This is a genomic window from Burkholderia arboris (assembly GCF_038723655.1).
Taxonomy (GTDB): domain Bacteria; phylum Pseudomonadota; class Gammaproteobacteria; order Burkholderiales; family Burkholderiaceae; genus Burkholderia; species Burkholderia arboris.
In genome coordinates this window covers 736,944-751,727 of record NZ_CP109822.1, presented here as the reverse complement: position 1 = coordinate 751,727, position 14,784 = coordinate 736,944, and the positions used below count along the sequence as shown (strand labels likewise).

Sequence of the window (14,784 nt, the reverse complement as noted above, 5' to 3'; positions counted from 1 at the left end):
AATGGTCCATGTATCGATTCGCCGCGACGCGGGCGCTAATATCTCGCATCGGCACACGGCTGAGAAGACGGCAGTCGTTTGTGCCGTAGTCACAAAAAATTTACCGATCAGGGTTCAGCACGATGAAAACGAGTGCGACAGGATGTTCCGTTGAAGAAGCGATGCGCCTGCTCGGCGGCCGCTGGCGGCTGCTGCTGGTGTCGTACCTGCTCGACGGGCCGCGGCGCTTCAGCGACCTGCGCCGCGACGTGCCGGGCATCTCGCAGCGCATGCTGACGCTCGACCTGCGCGCGCTGGAGGACGCCGGGCTCGTGCGGCGGACCGTCTATCCGGAAGTGCCGGTGCGTGTCGAGTACGATCTGACCGCGGACGGCGACCGGCTGCGGCCGGTGGTCGACGTCATGCGCGAATTCGGGTTGTGGCTGAAGGCGCGCGATGTCGATGCGACCTGCGATACCGGCGCGACGCCTGAAGCGGCGATCGAAACGCAACCCGATTGCCCCGGTAACCCCAGATAACCCATACGCAGGAACCTACGTTCATGGAACTTCACGCTACCGTCGGCGCGGCAACGTCCGACCTCGACGACGACGAAAGCTTCGCCAACATCTACTGTCACGATGCGGAGCAGGACTATTGCTTCGCGCTGTCGCGCTTTCCGGACGACGCGCTGATCGAAGTGATGGTGCGCGACCAGATCAACTGGCGCGTCAAGGATCTGTCGGTGCGACTGACGGACGATACGATCGACGTCGAGATCGAACCGGGCATCGCCGCGCGTCTCGACGGTCAAACGCGTTACGTCATCCATCTCGCACCGGGCCAGTACGATCCGGTCACGCTGCGGGCCGCGCTGAAGGAGATTTTCGTCGGCAAGGACGGGTATCGCGACGACAGCACGCAACGCTGACCAGCCGCCCGCTCATGACACGCTCCCTGCGATTCCGCCCGCTTCTCCGCGTCGCCGCACTGCTGACGGCAGCCTGTGCATTGATCGCCCCCGCTGCCCATGCAGCCAAGCCGCTGCTCACGTTCAAGGTCGACGACACCGTCACGGCCCGCGTCGAGCACGCCGACAGCGCGCACATCACGGTCCGCTTCCTGCCGAGCGGGAAAACGCAGACGCTCGACGTCACCGCCACCGACGAGGAAGGCCACTATCACCTCGCCACCGACGACTACAACTTCGACGGCCACCGCGATCTCGCCGTGCACGCGCTGCTCGGCATGGTCAACGAAAACTACGGCATCTACCTGTACGACGCCGCGCGCCAGCAGTTCGAGCCGTTGCAATAGCCCGCGAAGAACATGCCGCACGGCAGTTGCGACGACCTGATCAACGTCGAAGCGAAGCCGAAGGAGCGCACGCTGTACAGCTCGTGCCGCGGCGGGCCGATCTGGTACACCGATGCGTACCGCTTCGACGCCGGCGGCAAGATGTACCTGTATCAATCCAGCGAAGCGATCCCCGACGATCTGCGCGACCTGCTCGACGGCGAATCGGGCCCGTCGTCGATGCTGCTCACCTACGACGAGCACGGCAAGCGCGTGGCGCGCCGCCCGCAGGGCTATGACGCCGGCAAGGTCACGTTCAAGGTGCGCCCGGCACGCCTGCCGCTGCACGACGCGATGACCGACGGGTCCACGCGCCGCTATGTCGTCGCGGGCGACACGGTGGAGGTGATCGACGCGAGCGACGATTTCCAGTGGCTGAAGGTGCGGTATCGCAATCCGCACGCGGGTGCCGTGCAGGGCTGGGTCAGCGCGAAGGAAGCGATGGCCAACTGATCCAAGATGCGGCTCGCACGCCGCCTGTCCCACATACTGAACGCCCAACATCCCATTAATAGGGATACCTGTTCAAATGTTGACGCGTTTCGCTCCACGGCTCTAACGTTCGCCCCAACGCCATTCGATTCGGCCGCCCCGCTCGCGGGCGCCGGCCGGGCATAGAACACAGGAGACAACCGTGGCCCAATCCGCGTCGCGCACCCATGCGAACCCGCCGGAGCCCTCGACCGCGCATGGCGGTACCGCACCCGATTCCGCCGCCCGCACAGCCGCAACCGCTCAGCCCAGCCGCAAGCGCCTGCTGATCCTCGCGCTGCTGTTCGTCACGGTCGTGATCAACTATCTCGACCGCAGCAACCTGTCGATCGCCGCGCCCGCGCTGTTCAAGGAACTGAACATCGATCCGGTGCGCGCGGGCCTCGTGTTCTCCGCGTTCGGCTGGACCTATGCACTGATGCAAATTCCGGGCGGCTGGCTCGTCGACAAGGTGTCGCCGCGCGTGCTGTATGCGGGCGCGCTCGCGCTGTGGTCGGCCGCGACGCTGCTGCTCGGTTTCGCGGGTTCGTTCGTCGGGCTGATCGTGTTGCGTCTCGCCGTCGGCGCGCTGGAAGCACCGGCCTACCCGATCAACAACCGCGTGGTCACGACGTGGTTCCCGACCCGCGAACGCGCGAGCGCGATCGGCGGCTACACGTCGGGCCAGTTCGTCGGCCTCGCGTTCCTCACGCCGGTGCTCGCGTGGCTGCAAGTCCATCTCGGCTGGCACATGGTGTTTGTCGCGACGGGCCTCGCCGGCATCGCGTGGGCTGCGATCTGGTATGCGGTGTATCGCGAGCCGCGCGCGTTTCGCGGCGTCAACGCGGCCGAGATCGCGCTGATCCGCGACGGCGGCGGCATCGTCGATCTCGAGGACCGCATCGCGGCGCGCAGCGAACGCGCACCGTCGACGTGGCGCGATCTCGGCGTCGTGCTCGGCCGGCGCAAGCTGTGGGGGATCTACCTGGGCCAGTTCGCGCTGAACTCGACGCTGTGGTTCTTCCTCACGTGGTTCCCGACCTACCTCGTCAAGTATCGCGGGATGGACTTCATCAAGTCGGGCTTCCTCGCATCGCTGCCGTTTCTCGCCGCGTTCGTCGGCGTACTGTGCTCGGGCGTGCTGTCGGACTGGCTGATGCGCCGCGGCGCCTCGCAAGGCTTCGCGCGCAAGCTGCCGATCATCTCGGGGTTGCTGATCTCGACGTGCATCATCGGCGCGAACTACGTGACGTCCACGGGCTGGGTGATCGCGTTCATGACGATCGCGTTCTTCGGCAACGGCTTCGCGTCGATCACGTGGTCGCTCGTGTCCGGCCTGGCGCCCGCGCGGCTGCTCGGCCTCACGGGCGGCGTGTTCAACCTGATCGGCAACCTGTCCGCGATCGCGACGCCGATCGTGATCGGGCTGCTGGTCGACGGCGCGGACTTCTCGCGCGCGATCACCTACATCGCCGCGATGGCGCTCGCGGGCAGCCTGTCGTACGGGTTGCTCGTCGGCAAGGTCGAGCGCATCGACGCATAAGCATCACGAGGGCGGCCCAGATGGGCCGCCCTCCTTTACCTCTTCCCGCGTGCCGCGTCAGAACCGCGTGAACCCGTCACGCGAAAGGTCGTGCGGATTGCCGGCCGCATAGTCGAGCGCACACGCATCGGTATCGATGCCGACGGTCAGCAGCGTTTCCCAGCGTTCGGTGTCGGGCATCGACAAATCCGGGTGGAAACACACGATGGCCGCGTCGCCGGCCGCACCGCACATCGCCGCCGCGCGTTCGCGCACATCGGCGCTCGTCATCCCCGTCACGACCGCGTTCAGGTGCGCGAAGCGCTCGCGCGTGGTCGAGCTGTCGGGCATGCACTCGCCGCCGCTCAACGCGCGATCGAGGAAGTGGTTCGTATGCAGCAGCCAGCCGTCCGGGCGCGGCACGACTACACCGACACCCGACGGGCTCAGCTCGATGCTCGCCGCGCGCGGGTTCGCGTCGTGCCGCGTGAACACCGTCAGCACCGTCGATGCGCTCACGCGCGCCGTGCGCGCGATGTCGATCGCCTCCTTCACCGTCGTCGCATCCTCGAGCAGGCGCCGCGCGATCGCGTGCACGGGCACGCCCGCGCTGTCGTTGTCGCTTGCGTGGTGCAGGATGTTGAAATGCAGCCCGAGCCCCGCGCTGTTCACGCCGAGCTTCGCGAGCATCCCGAATTCGGTGAACAGCTTGACCGTGCGGCCCTGCGGCGTCACGAACTGCATCAGCAACCCCCGCGGCGCGAGGCTGTCGTGCCAGTCCCACGTCTGCAGCGTGCGCGGCGCATCCGGGCCGGCCGGCGCGTAGACGGTCGTCGAGCATTCGCCTTCGGCCGACGCCGGTGCGGTCGCGAGAATCTCGGTGCGCGCATTCAGGCACGCGAGCTGCCAGCGCGGCAGGTCGACGCCATCGGCGATCGCCTCGACTTCGGCGGCGAGGCGCGGGCACCATGCGTCGAGCGCGGCCAGGCTCGCTTCGCCGATCTCCCGCGCCCGCTGCGGCTCGATGCCGAGCTTCGGAAAGAACGCGAGATACAGCGCGACCGTCTCGCGGATCTCCGGCGCGAAGCGCGCGCCGATCAGGCGGCCCCGCTCGCGCGGATCGGTGATGTCGGTCGCGAATGTGTGCAGCTTCAAGATCAAACCTCCTGTGTCGAATGCGCTCCGGGCCCGAGCGGCCCGGAGCATGTTTCGTGGTACGAAAAAATCGGCGCGCCCGCCGTCAGAACGAGTAGATGAACTGCATCCCGGCGAGGTCGTTGCTGCGCGAGTACGTGCCGTTGCTCTTCAGGAACACCGGATGGTTCGCCGCGTCGTGGCGGTATTCGACCTTCACGGTAATCTGTTGCGTCGGATAGAACAACAGGTCGGCCGTGATCGCATAGCGCTGCGCGCCCTTGCATTCGGCGCCATTCGTCGCCGAACCCTGGAAGCACGACGGATCGACGCCGAAGCCGCTCGTGCCGTTCACCGACGGGTTGCCGCCCGCGAGCCCGTACTGGATGTTCGTGCCGCCGCCGCCGTTCGACGTGTTGTTCAGGTAGTCGAAGCGCAGTGTCGCGCCCATGCGGCCGACCCACGACGTCGTCCACTTCGTATGGCCGAGCAGCGACATTCCGTACCAGCGCGCGGTGCCGCCGTTCCAGGCGCCCTTCTGCAGCTCGCCGTAGTCGACCTGCGCGTTGACCTGGGTCTTGTCGTGCGTATAGGTCATGTCGGCTTCCACATACTTGTAGAGGCCGGTCGGCGACGAACCGTTGCACTGGTAGCCGTAGCCGCCCGCCGCCGCACACGGCGAGAACAGCGACTGCCGGCCGAGCATCCCGGAGATGCCGAAGTCGAACGCCGTCGACGTCGCATTGTCGAAACGCGCGGTGATCGTCGGCGTCCAGTTGGTCTTGGTCGTGTTGTTTGCCGCGTTCGCGATCGCGCCGGCCGTGCGCAGCACCTCGTTGCCGATCACGACCTGCCAGAAGCGCGTCATCGCCGCGTTGGAGCCCTTCAGCCCGATGCCGATCAGGTTGCCCGGCTCGCTGAAGTCGTACAGCAGCCCGTGCGTCAGCGTGAGCATCTGGTTCGACGGCTGCACCTCGTAGCCCGCGAGGCTCGGCATCATGCCGATCTCGAACGTACGCGTCGTGCTGAGCGGCACGTTCACCTGCGCCTGCGTGACGATGTTGTTGCCGACGCCGCCGTGCGAATTGCTGAACACGTTGCCGAAGCCACGGTTCGGCTGGATCACGATCTCCGCGGACGGCGCCATCGGGCCGACGCCGAAGGTCTTCTTGATATCGAGGTAGACGTCGCCGATCGTGCTGTTGTAGTAGTCGTACGCGCCCGGATCGTGATTCAGGAACTGGAAGCCGGACGTGCGCTGCGCGCGGTTGAACAGGTACACGGGATCGACGTAGCCGGTGATGCTCAGGCCCGCGAGCGGGCCGGTCGTCGCGGCCTCCTGCAGCGAGTCGACCTTCAGCGATGCGTTCGCGATCTGCTCGCGCATCTGCTGCAGATCGTCGTTCGTGAACGCCGGCGCGGCATCGGCTGCCGGCGCGGCGGCCGCTGCCGTGTTGATCGTGCCGATCTTCGCGCTGCCCGATGCGGCATCGGCCGTCGTTACGGTGCCGGCCGGCTTCGCGGCCAGCATGCTCGCGCGAAGCTCGTTCACCTGCTGCTGCAGCGCGGTGACCTGCGCCTGCAGCGCCTTCATCCTGCTCGCATCGGTTGCCTGCGGCGTATGTGCGACTGCCGAAGCCGCTTCGAACGCGAGCAGGCACAGCATCGTCATGTGTTTGATTTTCATGTTCTGGGTGGTCGTCGGGACGAGCGCGCCCCCGCCCGCCGCGATCGGCGGCGGGGCGCGCGCAAGGTATGCGGGAGTGCGGGGAACGGCGGCCGGCTTACTCGGTCTTCAGCTTCGTCCAGAGACGGTTCTGCAGACGCATCAGCTCGGGCGGAACCGGCTTGCTGAGGCTGAGCTTGCGGATCACGTCGGCAGGCGGGAACACGGCCGGATCACTCGTCACTTCAGCGCGCACGAGGTGCCTCGACGACGGCACGGCCGACGGATACGACGTGTCGTTGGTCAGGTTCGCGCTCTCCTTCTCCGACAGCACGAAGTTCACGAACTTCAGCGCGGCGTCCGGATGCGGCGCATCCTTCGGGATCGCCATCATGTCGAACCACATCGCGCTGCCCTCGGTCGGGATCACGTACTTGATGTGATACGACTTCTTCGCGGCAGCGGCCGCGATCCGCGCGGAGTTCACGTCGCCCGACCAGCCAAGCGCGAGGCAGATGTCGCCGCCCGCGAGATCGTTGATGTAGCTGCTCGAGTTGAACTGCGTGATGTACGGCCGCACCGTCTTCAGCAGGTCATAGGCGGCCTGGTAGTCGGCCGGATTCGTCGTGTTCGGATCCTTCTTCAGGTACACGAACGCCATCCCGAACGCATCGACCGGCGAGTCGAGCACCGACACGCCGCAGCTCTTCAGCTTCTTCGCGTACTTCGGATCGAACAGCAGCGACCAGCTGTCGAGCGGTGCGTCGCTGCCGAGCGCAGCCTTCACCTTCTCGACGTTCATCCCGAGCCCGTCGGTGCCCCACGTCCACGGAATGCCGAACTGGTTGCCCGGGTCGTCCTTCGACAGCACCTTCATGATTTCCGGATCGAGCAGCCCGTAGTTCGGCACCTGGCTCCTGTCGATCTTGCGATAGATGCCGGCCTGCAGCTGCCGCGCCCAGAAGATGTCGGACGGCACGACGACGTCGTAGCCCGACGTGCCCGACAGCAGCTTCGCCTGCAGCGTCTCGTTCGAATCGAACTCCTGGTAGACGACCTTGATGCCGGTCGCCTTCTCGAAGTTCGCGATCGTCGCCTTGCCGATCGAGTTGCCCCAGTTGTACACGTTGACGACGTCTGCCGCGTGCGCGACCGGCGTGCCCGCGCAGGCGAACCCGCCCAGCGCGAGCGCCGCGCATGCCGTCCTCAGATGATGTTTCCAGTCCCCTGCCATGTCTTCCTCCGTCGATATCATGATCCGTTCGCGATGAACGGGGTGTGCTTCGGTCCGGAAAAATGTAGCCAGAGGAAATTGGCCGGTCTGCCCTGCCAATAGGGGGACACGCCGCACAATCGGCGCATCCGGTTCCGGCCGGATGCGCCGTGCCGCGAAAACGGAAGCAATCCGAAAGCATCCGTCACCGCTTCGTCAGCCGCGATGCCCGGTCAGGACGCCTGCATCCCCGTGCGCGCACCGAACGCGTCGCCCACGTGCGTGATGCGGCCGCCCATCATCGTCAACCCGACGTCGATGCGGCCGATGTCGTACTGGCCGACCTCGAACAGGTCGTGCTCGAGCACGACGAGATCCGCGCGCTTGCCCGGCGTCAGCGAGCCGACCTCGTGCTCCATCCCGAGCTGGTACGCGCCGTGAATCGTGTACGCGGCGATCAACTGCGGAATGCTCAGACGCTCGGCGATGTCCGGGAACACCGGCGCGTCGGGCTCGCCCGCGAGCTGGCGCGTGTGGCCCGACTCGATGTGTTCGAGCGGCTTGTGCTGGCAGCGGCACTGGCACGCGAGGCCGTCCATGCCGATCGACACCGTCACGCCTTCGTCGAGGAACGTGCGGAACTTGTACATGTTGCTCCAGCGCTCGTGGCCGTAGTGGTCGCGCAGCTGCTCGGTATACGCGTCGACCACGCCCCACTGCAGCTGCGTGTTCGCCATCACGCCCGCGCGACGGAAGCGCGGGATGTCGTCCGGATGCGTGAGGAACGCGTGCGTGATCACGTGGCGGCGGTCGCGCGGCGGGTTCGAGCGGTTGACCTCGTCGAAGCCGTCGAGCGCCATCCGCACCGCCGCGTCGCCGACGCAATGGACCATCACGTTCGCGTTCGCGCGATCGGCTTCGACCAGATAGCGGTTGAACGTGTCGGCCGGCATCGTCGGCGCACCGCAGGTGTCGGGGCGGTCCGCATACGGTTCGAGCAGGTAGGCGGTGTGGTTCGCCTCGGTGCCGTCGAGAAACAGCTTCAGCGCGCGCGCCTTCACGAGCGGCGAATCGTACTGCTCGCGATACCGGACGAGCGTGCCGACCGGGTCGTCGATCTCGCCGATCACCGCGACGCTGCCGACCACGCGCAGCTTCAGGTCGCCCGCGCGCTCCATCGTCTGCAGCGTCTCGTACAGCAGCGACTGATCGCCGCTCGGGTCGAAGAAACCGGCATCGAACACGGTCGTCACGCCGGCCGCGCACAGCTTCTTCTGCCACGGCGGAATCGATTTCAGGTACAGGTCGATGCCGGTCGGCAGCAGGCCGGCCGCGCTGATCCGCTGCATCAGCAGCGAATACGCGGCGCCGTCGACGATCAGGCCGGTCGGCTCGCCGGTCGCCGCGTCCTTCTCGAACCAGCTCGCGCCTTCCTGCACCGGCGGCGTCGACGCGTCGATACCCGCAATCTCGAGCGCCTTCGAGTTCACCCACATCGAATGGAAATCGGTCGACAGCAGGCACACCGGGCGATCCGCGCAGATCGCATCGAGCGTCTCCTTGCGCAGCATCGCAGGCGGAATCGTCGCCTGCACCCAGCCCATGCCGGTGATCGCCGGCTCGTCCGGATGCGATTCGACATAGGCGCGCAGCGCACCGAGCACCTTCTGCGGATCCTCGTAGTTCACGAACGCCTGGAACGCGAACGCGGTCGTCTCGAAGTGCCAGTGCGATTCGACGAAGCCCGGCAACACAAGCCGGCCGGCCGCATCGACCACCTTCGTCTGCGCGCCGACGTACGCCTGCACGGCTGCCGTATCGCCGACGTGGACGATCCGGCCGTCGCGCACGGCCACGGCCTGCGCCCACGGCTTGTGCGGATCGACGGTGTAGACCTTCGCGTTGGTCAGAACGAAATCCGCCGGCGTCGCGGCGGCCTGCGTCGGTTGAATCTGCATTGCCTGTCCTTTGTGGTCATCAGGTTTTCGAAGTGCTTTCACTATAGGCAGACGATTCGCACCGGTATGCCCCCCCGCCGAGGGGGCTTCGGCGATTTCTGGCCGCCGCATGCAGCGGCTTGTCATCGTTTTGGGGACAACGGCCGAAATCCGCGGGGTGGATCCGGTGAATTCCCGGCTGACGCATGCGCGGCGTTCGCGTAACGTCGCGCTGTCCCCAGACCGCCCCCGCCCGATCATGCGACTTCTCCAGCCCGACCCTGCCGCCCGCGGCCACTACCTGATCGGCGTGCGCCCCGACTCGCTCGGCGCGACGTTACGCGCGGTCGGCACGCCGGATTTCGTCGGCGCGGTCACGGAATTCGTCAACGACAGCATCGACGCCGACGCCGTGCACCTCGAACGCTGGCGCGCGGACACGGGCAGCACGTCGGGCTTCGTCGTCGAATGGCTCGGCAGCGGCAGCCTGCGCTTCGCGGCCGATACGCTGCGTGTGATGGATGTCTACTACCAGGACTACTGCCAGAGCGACCCGCTGGTCGCGCCGCTGCGCGGCAAGGCCGGCACGCTGCTCGTGCAGCGCCATGTCGACGGCATCGCGCAAGGCGAGTTCCGCCGGCGGATCTTCGACGAACCCGGCATCGGGCAGGAATGCCTGCTCGTGCACGGCAATGCGCACCTGCAGTACGCGCTCGGGCTCGCGCGCACCGTCGGGCGCGCCGCGTTCACGACCGACGAGCTGTTCCACTTCCGCCAGATGGTCGATCTGCTGTTCCCGATGTTCGAGCTGCATGCACGCACCTGTGCGGCGCGGCGCGTGGCGGCGGTGTCGGTGAATGTCGAATCGCAGGCGAGCTTCGACGCACGCCTCGAACGGCAGGACGTGCAGCTGTCGCGCCGCGAGCACGAGATCTGCCGGCTGATGCTGTGCGGGCGCTCGGTGCCCGAGGCCGCGCAGCAGCTCGACGTGAAGCTGTCGACGGCCGAGTCGTACGTGAAGCGCGCGTTCGCGAAGCTCGGCGTGCGCACGCGACGCGAACTGTTCGACTGGGTGCTCGTCGACTGCTGAGCGCGCCGCCTGCGTGCTTATGCGGCCAGCGCGGCCGCCTTGATGTTGAACGCGCGCAGCAAGTCCTCGCAGAACGCATCGACGATCGGCTTGTCGCTCGTGCTGCGCTTCATCGCGAGATGCAGCGGCACGTCGAAACTGAACGTCGTGCGGCCGACGGCCTTCACGAGCCCGCGCTGCTCGAACGCCTCCGCGTAATGCGCGGGCAGGTAGCCGAGATGGCCGCCTGACAGGATCAGGATCGTCGCGGCCTCGATGCTGTCCGCGCTCGCGGTCACGCGCCGCTCCGGCAGCGGATACTGTTCCTCCGGCACCGGGTAGGTGCGCCACACCCAGTCGTGAAGCTGCAGGTCGTCCGCCGTCACGGGCCGCGAGGCATGAAACAGCGGATGCCCGCGCCCGCAGTAGATCACCTGCTGTTCGGTGAACAGCGGCGTGTAGAGCAGGCCCGGCACGCGATGCCAGAAATAGCCGATCGCGAGATCGAGCTGGTGGTTGACGAGGCTTTCCTCGAGCTCCTGCGGCGACGCGACCTTCATCGAGAACGTGACGGCCTGGTCGCGCTTGCGGAACGCGCCGATCGCATCGGCCACGCGCGCGTTCTCGACGAGCGGCGCCTGGCCGATCAATCCGATCGACAGCGTGCCGACCAGCTTGCGATCGATGTCGCGCACGCGCGCGACGAATTCGGACGTCGCCGCGACGAGCGTGCGTGCGGTGGCCGCGAAGCGTTCGCCCTTCGACGTCAGGCGAAACCCGCCGCGCCCGCGATCGCACAGCTTGAAGCCGACGCGCGCTTCGAGCGCCGACAGCTGCGTGCTGATCGTCGATTGCCGCACGCCGAGCGATGCCTCGGCGGCCGTGATGCCGCGTGCGTCGACGACGGCCAGGAAGACCCGGATGAGCCGGAGATCGAGATCGGAGGTATTCGAAAACATGCGTCAAGCCGCTGCGCGTACGCGCGTTGCCCGGCCGGCACGACGCGCTTCGCGCGCCCCGCCCGCCGCCTTCGCCGATGAACCGAACCGGACACGCGCCGCCATCGGCAGCGGCGCGCGTCGCAACCCCTTCACTCCGATACCACCGCGAGCGTGCGCTCCATGCCGAACACGGCCGGCCGCAGCCGCCCGTAGCAAAGGAACGCCACCGCGCACAACACGATCGCCGCGATCAGCGCCGACTGCGTGCCCGCGCTTTCGATCAGCGAGCCGCCCGCGACCGACCCCACGCCATAGCCGAGCGCGACGCAGCCCGGCGACAGCGCGGCCGACTTGCCGATCAGGTCGTACTGCGGAATCGTCGCGTAGATCAGCAGCGCGCCGCCGGTCCAGCAGCCGATGAACACGATCGCGCCGAGCGTGAACGTCGCGACCGATGCCGGCATCGCGAGCAGCACCGCCGCAACGGCGCAGCCGCCGAGGTTCACGAGCGTCCAGCGGCGCAATCCCGCGCCCGCGCCGAGCTTCGGCATCGCCGCGCAAATCACGAGGCTCGCGATGTTCGCGATGCCGAGCACGAGCGACACCGACTTGCCGCTCAGGCCCGCATCGGTGCCGATCTTTTCGAGGAAGGTCCACACGACGCCGACGCCGCCGTACAGCGCGAGCTGCGCGCACAGCACGAGCATCGCGCCCTTGCGGTCGATCTTGCCCGCCACGCCGGCCGGCGTCGGCGCGGCCATCGTCTCGCCGCGGCGAAACAGCGGCATCGCGAGCACGAACATGCCGAGCACGCACGCGACGAAACCGAACACGCCGTGCGCGCCCCACGTGCCGCTCAGCATCGGGAAGATGTAGGCGAGCAGCACCATGCTCCACATCACCTGCCCCATCAGCATGATCCCGAGATTGCGTTCCGGCGCGCGCGAGTACGACAGGTAGCGCAGCGCGATGCCGTTGAGCCCGCCCGAGCCGACGCCCGCGATGAACTGCAACGTCGAATACGCGACGAGCCCGTGCGTCGCGAGCGTGCCGAGGTTCGCGCCGGCGGCTAGCGTCACCGCGCCCGCGAGCACGAGCCGCACCGGCTGGCGGCCGAGCACGAACGCGACGAGCAGCGTGCCCGTCGATTCGCCGAGCACCTCGATGAAGCTCGACAGCCCGAGCGCCGCTTCGCCGAAGCCCCAATGGCGTTCGACCTGCCCGACGATCGCGGGCAGGCCGAGAAAGACCGTCGGCCCGAGAATGCCGAGCAACAGCATCACGACGACGAATAGCGCGCTTTCCTGTCGCGCTTCATCCTGCAGATTCAAACCGTTCATTCGCTGTCTCTCTCCGTGTCCGCAACGCGGACCGTCTCCTCAGGGGAGCTTGGTATGGCGGCGGCCCGGCCCGGGCCGCCGTGTCGCTTACATCGGGAAGCCCATCGCCTTGAGGCCGCTGATCCACGCGCGTTTCCAGCCGCCTTCGGCATCCGCGCCGTCGAACGCATGGAACGTGATCTTCGCGGCGACCCAGCGCATCGGCTCCGGCGGGATGTAGCTCGGGCTCTGGTTCGCGATGTCGAGCTTGCGCTCGGGGCTGTCGCGATCGAACAGGATGTTCAGCCCCATGAACGCGCCGAACCGGCTCGCCGCGACGCCGAAGCCCGTATAGCCGGCGACGAATACGGCCTTGTCGCCGAGATAGCGCTTCGCGAACACCGAGCCGCGCGAGCAATAGTCGATCGGGCCGCCCCACGCATGCGAGAAGCGCACGTCGCTCAGTTGCGGGAACGTGCGGTAGAACGCTTCCGCGAGCCGGTAGTAGGTTTCGCGCCGGCCGTCCTGGTGCGGTTCCGGATCGCCGTCGAAGTGATAGCTGACGAGGCCGCCGAAGATGATGTTGTTGTTCTTCGTCAGCCGGAAATAGTTGAGCTGCGTACGCGTGTCGTACACGCCCTGGCGGTTCTGCCAGCCGATCCGCGCGAGCTGCTCGTCGGTCAGCGGCTCGGTGGCGAGCACGTGGTCGCGCACCTGCATCACGCGGCGGTTGATATCGGGAATCCCTACTTTAGCGGTGCCGCTGCCGAACACGACGCGCGGCGCGCGCACGCTGCCCTTCGGCGTCTTCACGAACACCGTGCTGCCTTCGTCGGTCACGGCCGTGAGCGGCGTGTGCTCGTACAGCGTCACGCCGAGCGACAGCGCCGCGCGCTTCAACCCCCACGCGAGCTTCGCCGGATGCACGATGCCGCTGCGGTTGCGCGACCACAGCGCGCCCGCGAACAGCGGCGAATTCAGTTGTTCGAGCGTTTCGTCGCGGTTCAGCAGCACGACGTCGTGGCCGTACTCGCGATGCAGGTCGTAGTCGCCCTTCAGGTGCGCGATGTGCTCGGGATCGACCGCGACCGTCATCTCGCCGTTCCATTCGATGTCGGCGTCGATGTCGTAACGCTTCAGCGTTTCCTCGAAGCCATCGAGGTTGTGATGGCCGAACGTCTCGAGCTCCGCGATGTCGTTCGGGAACACGCGTACCGCGTTCGGCAGCCCGTGCATCACCGACGTCGAGATGATCCCGCCCGCGCGGCCCGATGCGCCGTGCGCGACCTTGCCGGCCTCGATCAGCACCACGTTCAGGTGCGGCATCTGTTCCTTCGCCTGCACGGCCGACCACAGCCCCGTGAAGCCGCCGCCGACGATCAGCAGGTCGGCCGTCACGTCGCCGACGAGTTCCGGCTCGGTGGCCGGCGCGGCCGGGTTGTCGAGCCAGTACGGGAACAGCTTCGTATTCGCGAGCGCCGCCTCGACGCCCAGCGCGACCGGCGCGCCACGCAGCGCGTGCGCCTGCACCGGCGCGGTCTGTTTTGCTTCGTTGACTTCCATTTCCATGATCCCAGCCATCACACGCGGAAACGAAACCGCCGCCGGGTTCGCGTCACACGGACGACGACGCCACGGCGGCGGCTTCGGACATCACGACTTCTCGAGCAGCACGTAGAACTTCTTCGCGTCCTCGATCGTCTCCCAGCGGCCCGCGAATCCGGCCGGCAGCAGGTAGCCCTGGCCCGGCGTGAATTCCTTGCGGTTGCCTTCGACGTCGGTCAGCGCGATCCGGCCCTCGACGAGCCATACCGCTTCGTCGGCCGCCGTTTCCGGAAACTCCACCGAGCCGACCTTGCCTTCCCACCAGCCGATGATGTAGTTGCCGCTCTTGCCTTCGGCTGCGCGCCAGTCGCTTTCGTCCATCCCGAAGTCGAGCTTCGTGAATTCGCCCACGCCTGCGCCCAGCGGCAGGATGTCCTTGATCAGTTTGGTCATCAGAATCGTTCGTCTCTTGATTGAAAAAGCAGAGACAAAGTTACTCATTTACACTGCCCCGGTATGCCCCCCTCCAGGGGGGACAAGCGATGTTTTGCAGGGCAAACGGGTCGGCAGGACAACCGACGGTGTTTCCCCCTAATGACGTTTCCGGCCTCGAACGCTACAATCGCGCCGCT

12 protein-coding genes and 1 pseudogene are annotated in these 14,784 nt (G+C 66.9%); 5 read left to right on the top strand and 8 right to left on the bottom strand.

The genetic code is table 11. The features are described from left to right. The first annotated feature begins 122 nt into the window (after positions 1–122). The 4 genes and pseudogenes from OHZ10_RS20645 to OHZ10_RS20625 all read left to right on the top strand — a co-directional run bounded on the left by OHZ10_RS20645 (position 123) and on the right by OHZ10_RS20625 (position 3,349). A complete protein-coding gene (locus tag OHZ10_RS20645; RefSeq protein ID WP_342705667.1) occupies positions 123–518 on the top strand; it encodes a helix-turn-helix domain-containing protein in 396 nt (131 codons plus the stop codon). 23 nt (positions 519–541) lie between these two features. Beyond that, complete coding sequence (locus OHZ10_RS20640; protein WP_059237774.1) at positions 542–910, top strand: hypothetical protein; 369 nt, start codon at positions 542–544, stop codon at positions 908–910. 14 nt (positions 911–924) lie between these two features. Continuing rightward, positions 925–1,788 (top strand): annotated as a pseudogene (locus OHZ10_RS38645) (XAC2610-related protein). A gap of 181 nt (positions 1,789–1,969) precedes the next feature. Then, entirely contained in the window at positions 1,970–3,349 is a 1,380-nt protein-coding gene (locus tag OHZ10_RS20625; protein WP_256086844.1) for an MFS transporter, read from the top strand. 57 nt (positions 3,350–3,406) lie between these two features. Here OHZ10_RS20625 and OHZ10_RS20620 read toward each other — a convergent pair whose 3' ends face one another. The 4 genes from OHZ10_RS20620 to OHZ10_RS20605 form a co-directional block, all read right to left on the bottom strand. After that, positions 3,407–4,483, bottom strand: a complete 1,077-nt coding sequence (locus OHZ10_RS20620; RefSeq protein WP_342705664.1) for a C45 family peptidase — start codon at positions 4,481–4,483, stop codon at positions 3,407–3,409. 85 nt (positions 4,484–4,568) lie between these two features. Then, a complete protein-coding gene (locus tag OHZ10_RS20615) occupies positions 4,569–6,149 on the bottom strand; it encodes a DUF3138 family protein (protein ID WP_342705663.1) in 1,581 nt (526 codons plus the stop codon). Positions 6,150–6,246: 97 nt separating this feature from the next. Continuing rightward, a complete protein-coding gene (locus tag OHZ10_RS20610; RefSeq protein ID WP_059237778.1) occupies positions 6,247–7,362 on the bottom strand; it encodes a polyamine ABC transporter substrate-binding protein in 1,116 nt (371 codons plus the stop codon). Between the two features lie 212 nt (positions 7,363–7,574). After that, positions 7,575–9,299: an amidohydrolase gene (locus tag OHZ10_RS20605; RefSeq protein WP_059237779.1), complete on the bottom strand. Its 1,725-nt coding sequence runs from the start codon at positions 9,297–9,299 to the stop codon at positions 7,575–7,577. A 238-nt stretch (positions 9,300–9,537) separates the two neighbouring features. Between OHZ10_RS20605 and OHZ10_RS20600 the strand changes: the two genes are divergently transcribed. Beyond that, on the top strand, positions 9,538–10,368 hold the full coding sequence (locus tag OHZ10_RS20600) for a helix-turn-helix transcriptional regulator (RefSeq protein WP_059237780.1): 831 nt from the start codon (positions 9,538–9,540) through the stop codon (positions 10,366–10,368). A gap of 17 nt (positions 10,369–10,385) precedes the next feature. On the opposite strand, the gene OHZ10_RS20595 is transcribed toward OHZ10_RS20600, so the two are convergent. The 4 genes from OHZ10_RS20595 to OHZ10_RS20580 form a co-directional block, all read right to left on the bottom strand. After that, positions 10,386–11,306, bottom strand: coding sequence for a LysR family transcriptional regulator (locus tag OHZ10_RS20595; protein ID WP_059237781.1), 921 nt, complete (start codon positions 11,304–11,306; stop codon positions 10,386–10,388). Positions 11,307–11,437: 131 nt separating this feature from the next. Continuing rightward, entirely contained in the window at positions 11,438–12,628 is a 1,191-nt protein-coding gene (locus tag OHZ10_RS20590; RefSeq protein ID WP_342705662.1) for an MFS transporter, read from the bottom strand. 87 nt (positions 12,629–12,715) lie between these two features. Further along, entirely contained in the window at positions 12,716–14,176 is a 1,461-nt protein-coding gene (locus OHZ10_RS20585; protein ID WP_059237783.1) for an NAD(P)/FAD-dependent oxidoreductase, read from the bottom strand. Positions 14,177–14,260: 84 nt separating this feature from the next. Further along, on the bottom strand, positions 14,261–14,605 hold the full coding sequence (locus OHZ10_RS20580) for a cupin domain-containing protein (RefSeq protein WP_048249140.1): 345 nt from the start codon (positions 14,603–14,605) through the stop codon (positions 14,261–14,263). Between the last annotated feature and the right edge of the window lie 179 nt (positions 14,606–14,784).

What these genes read in the sequence shown, in the direction of transcription:
- OHZ10_RS20645 (WP_342705667.1), top strand. Translation starts at nt 123, where the DNA reads ATGAAAACGAGTGCGACAGGATGTTCCGTTGAAGAAGCGATGCGCCTG.
- OHZ10_RS20640 (WP_059237774.1), top strand. Translation starts at nt 542, where the DNA reads ATGGAACTTCACGCTACCGTCGGCGCGGCAACGTCCGACCTCGACGAC.
- OHZ10_RS20615 (WP_342705663.1), bottom strand. Translation starts at nt 6,149, where the DNA reads ATGAAAATCAAACACATGACGATGCTGTGCCTGCTCGCGTTCGAAGCG.
- OHZ10_RS20610 (WP_059237778.1), bottom strand. Translation starts at nt 7,362, where the DNA reads ATGGCAGGGGACTGGAAACATCATCTGAGGACGGCATGCGCGGCGCTC.
- OHZ10_RS20605 (WP_059237779.1), bottom strand. Translation starts at nt 9,299, where the DNA reads ATGCAGATTCAACCGACGCAGGCCGCCGCGACGCCGGCGGATTTCGTT.
- OHZ10_RS20600 (WP_059237780.1), top strand. Translation starts at nt 9,538, where the DNA reads ATGCGACTTCTCCAGCCCGACCCTGCCGCCCGCGGCCACTACCTGATC.
- OHZ10_RS20595 (WP_059237781.1), bottom strand. Translation starts at nt 11,306, where the DNA reads ATGTTTTCGAATACCTCCGATCTCGATCTCCGGCTCATCCGGGTCTTC.
- OHZ10_RS20590 (WP_342705662.1), bottom strand. Translation starts at nt 12,628, where the DNA reads ATGAACGGTTTGAATCTGCAGGATGAAGCGCGACAGGAAAGCGCGCTA.
- OHZ10_RS20585 (WP_059237783.1), bottom strand. Translation starts at nt 14,176, where the DNA reads ATGGAAATGGAAGTCAACGAAGCAAAACAGACCGCGCCGGTGCAGGCG.
- OHZ10_RS20580 (WP_048249140.1), bottom strand. Translation starts at nt 14,605, where the DNA reads ATGACCAAACTGATCAAGGACATCCTGCCGCTGGGCGCAGGCGTGGGC.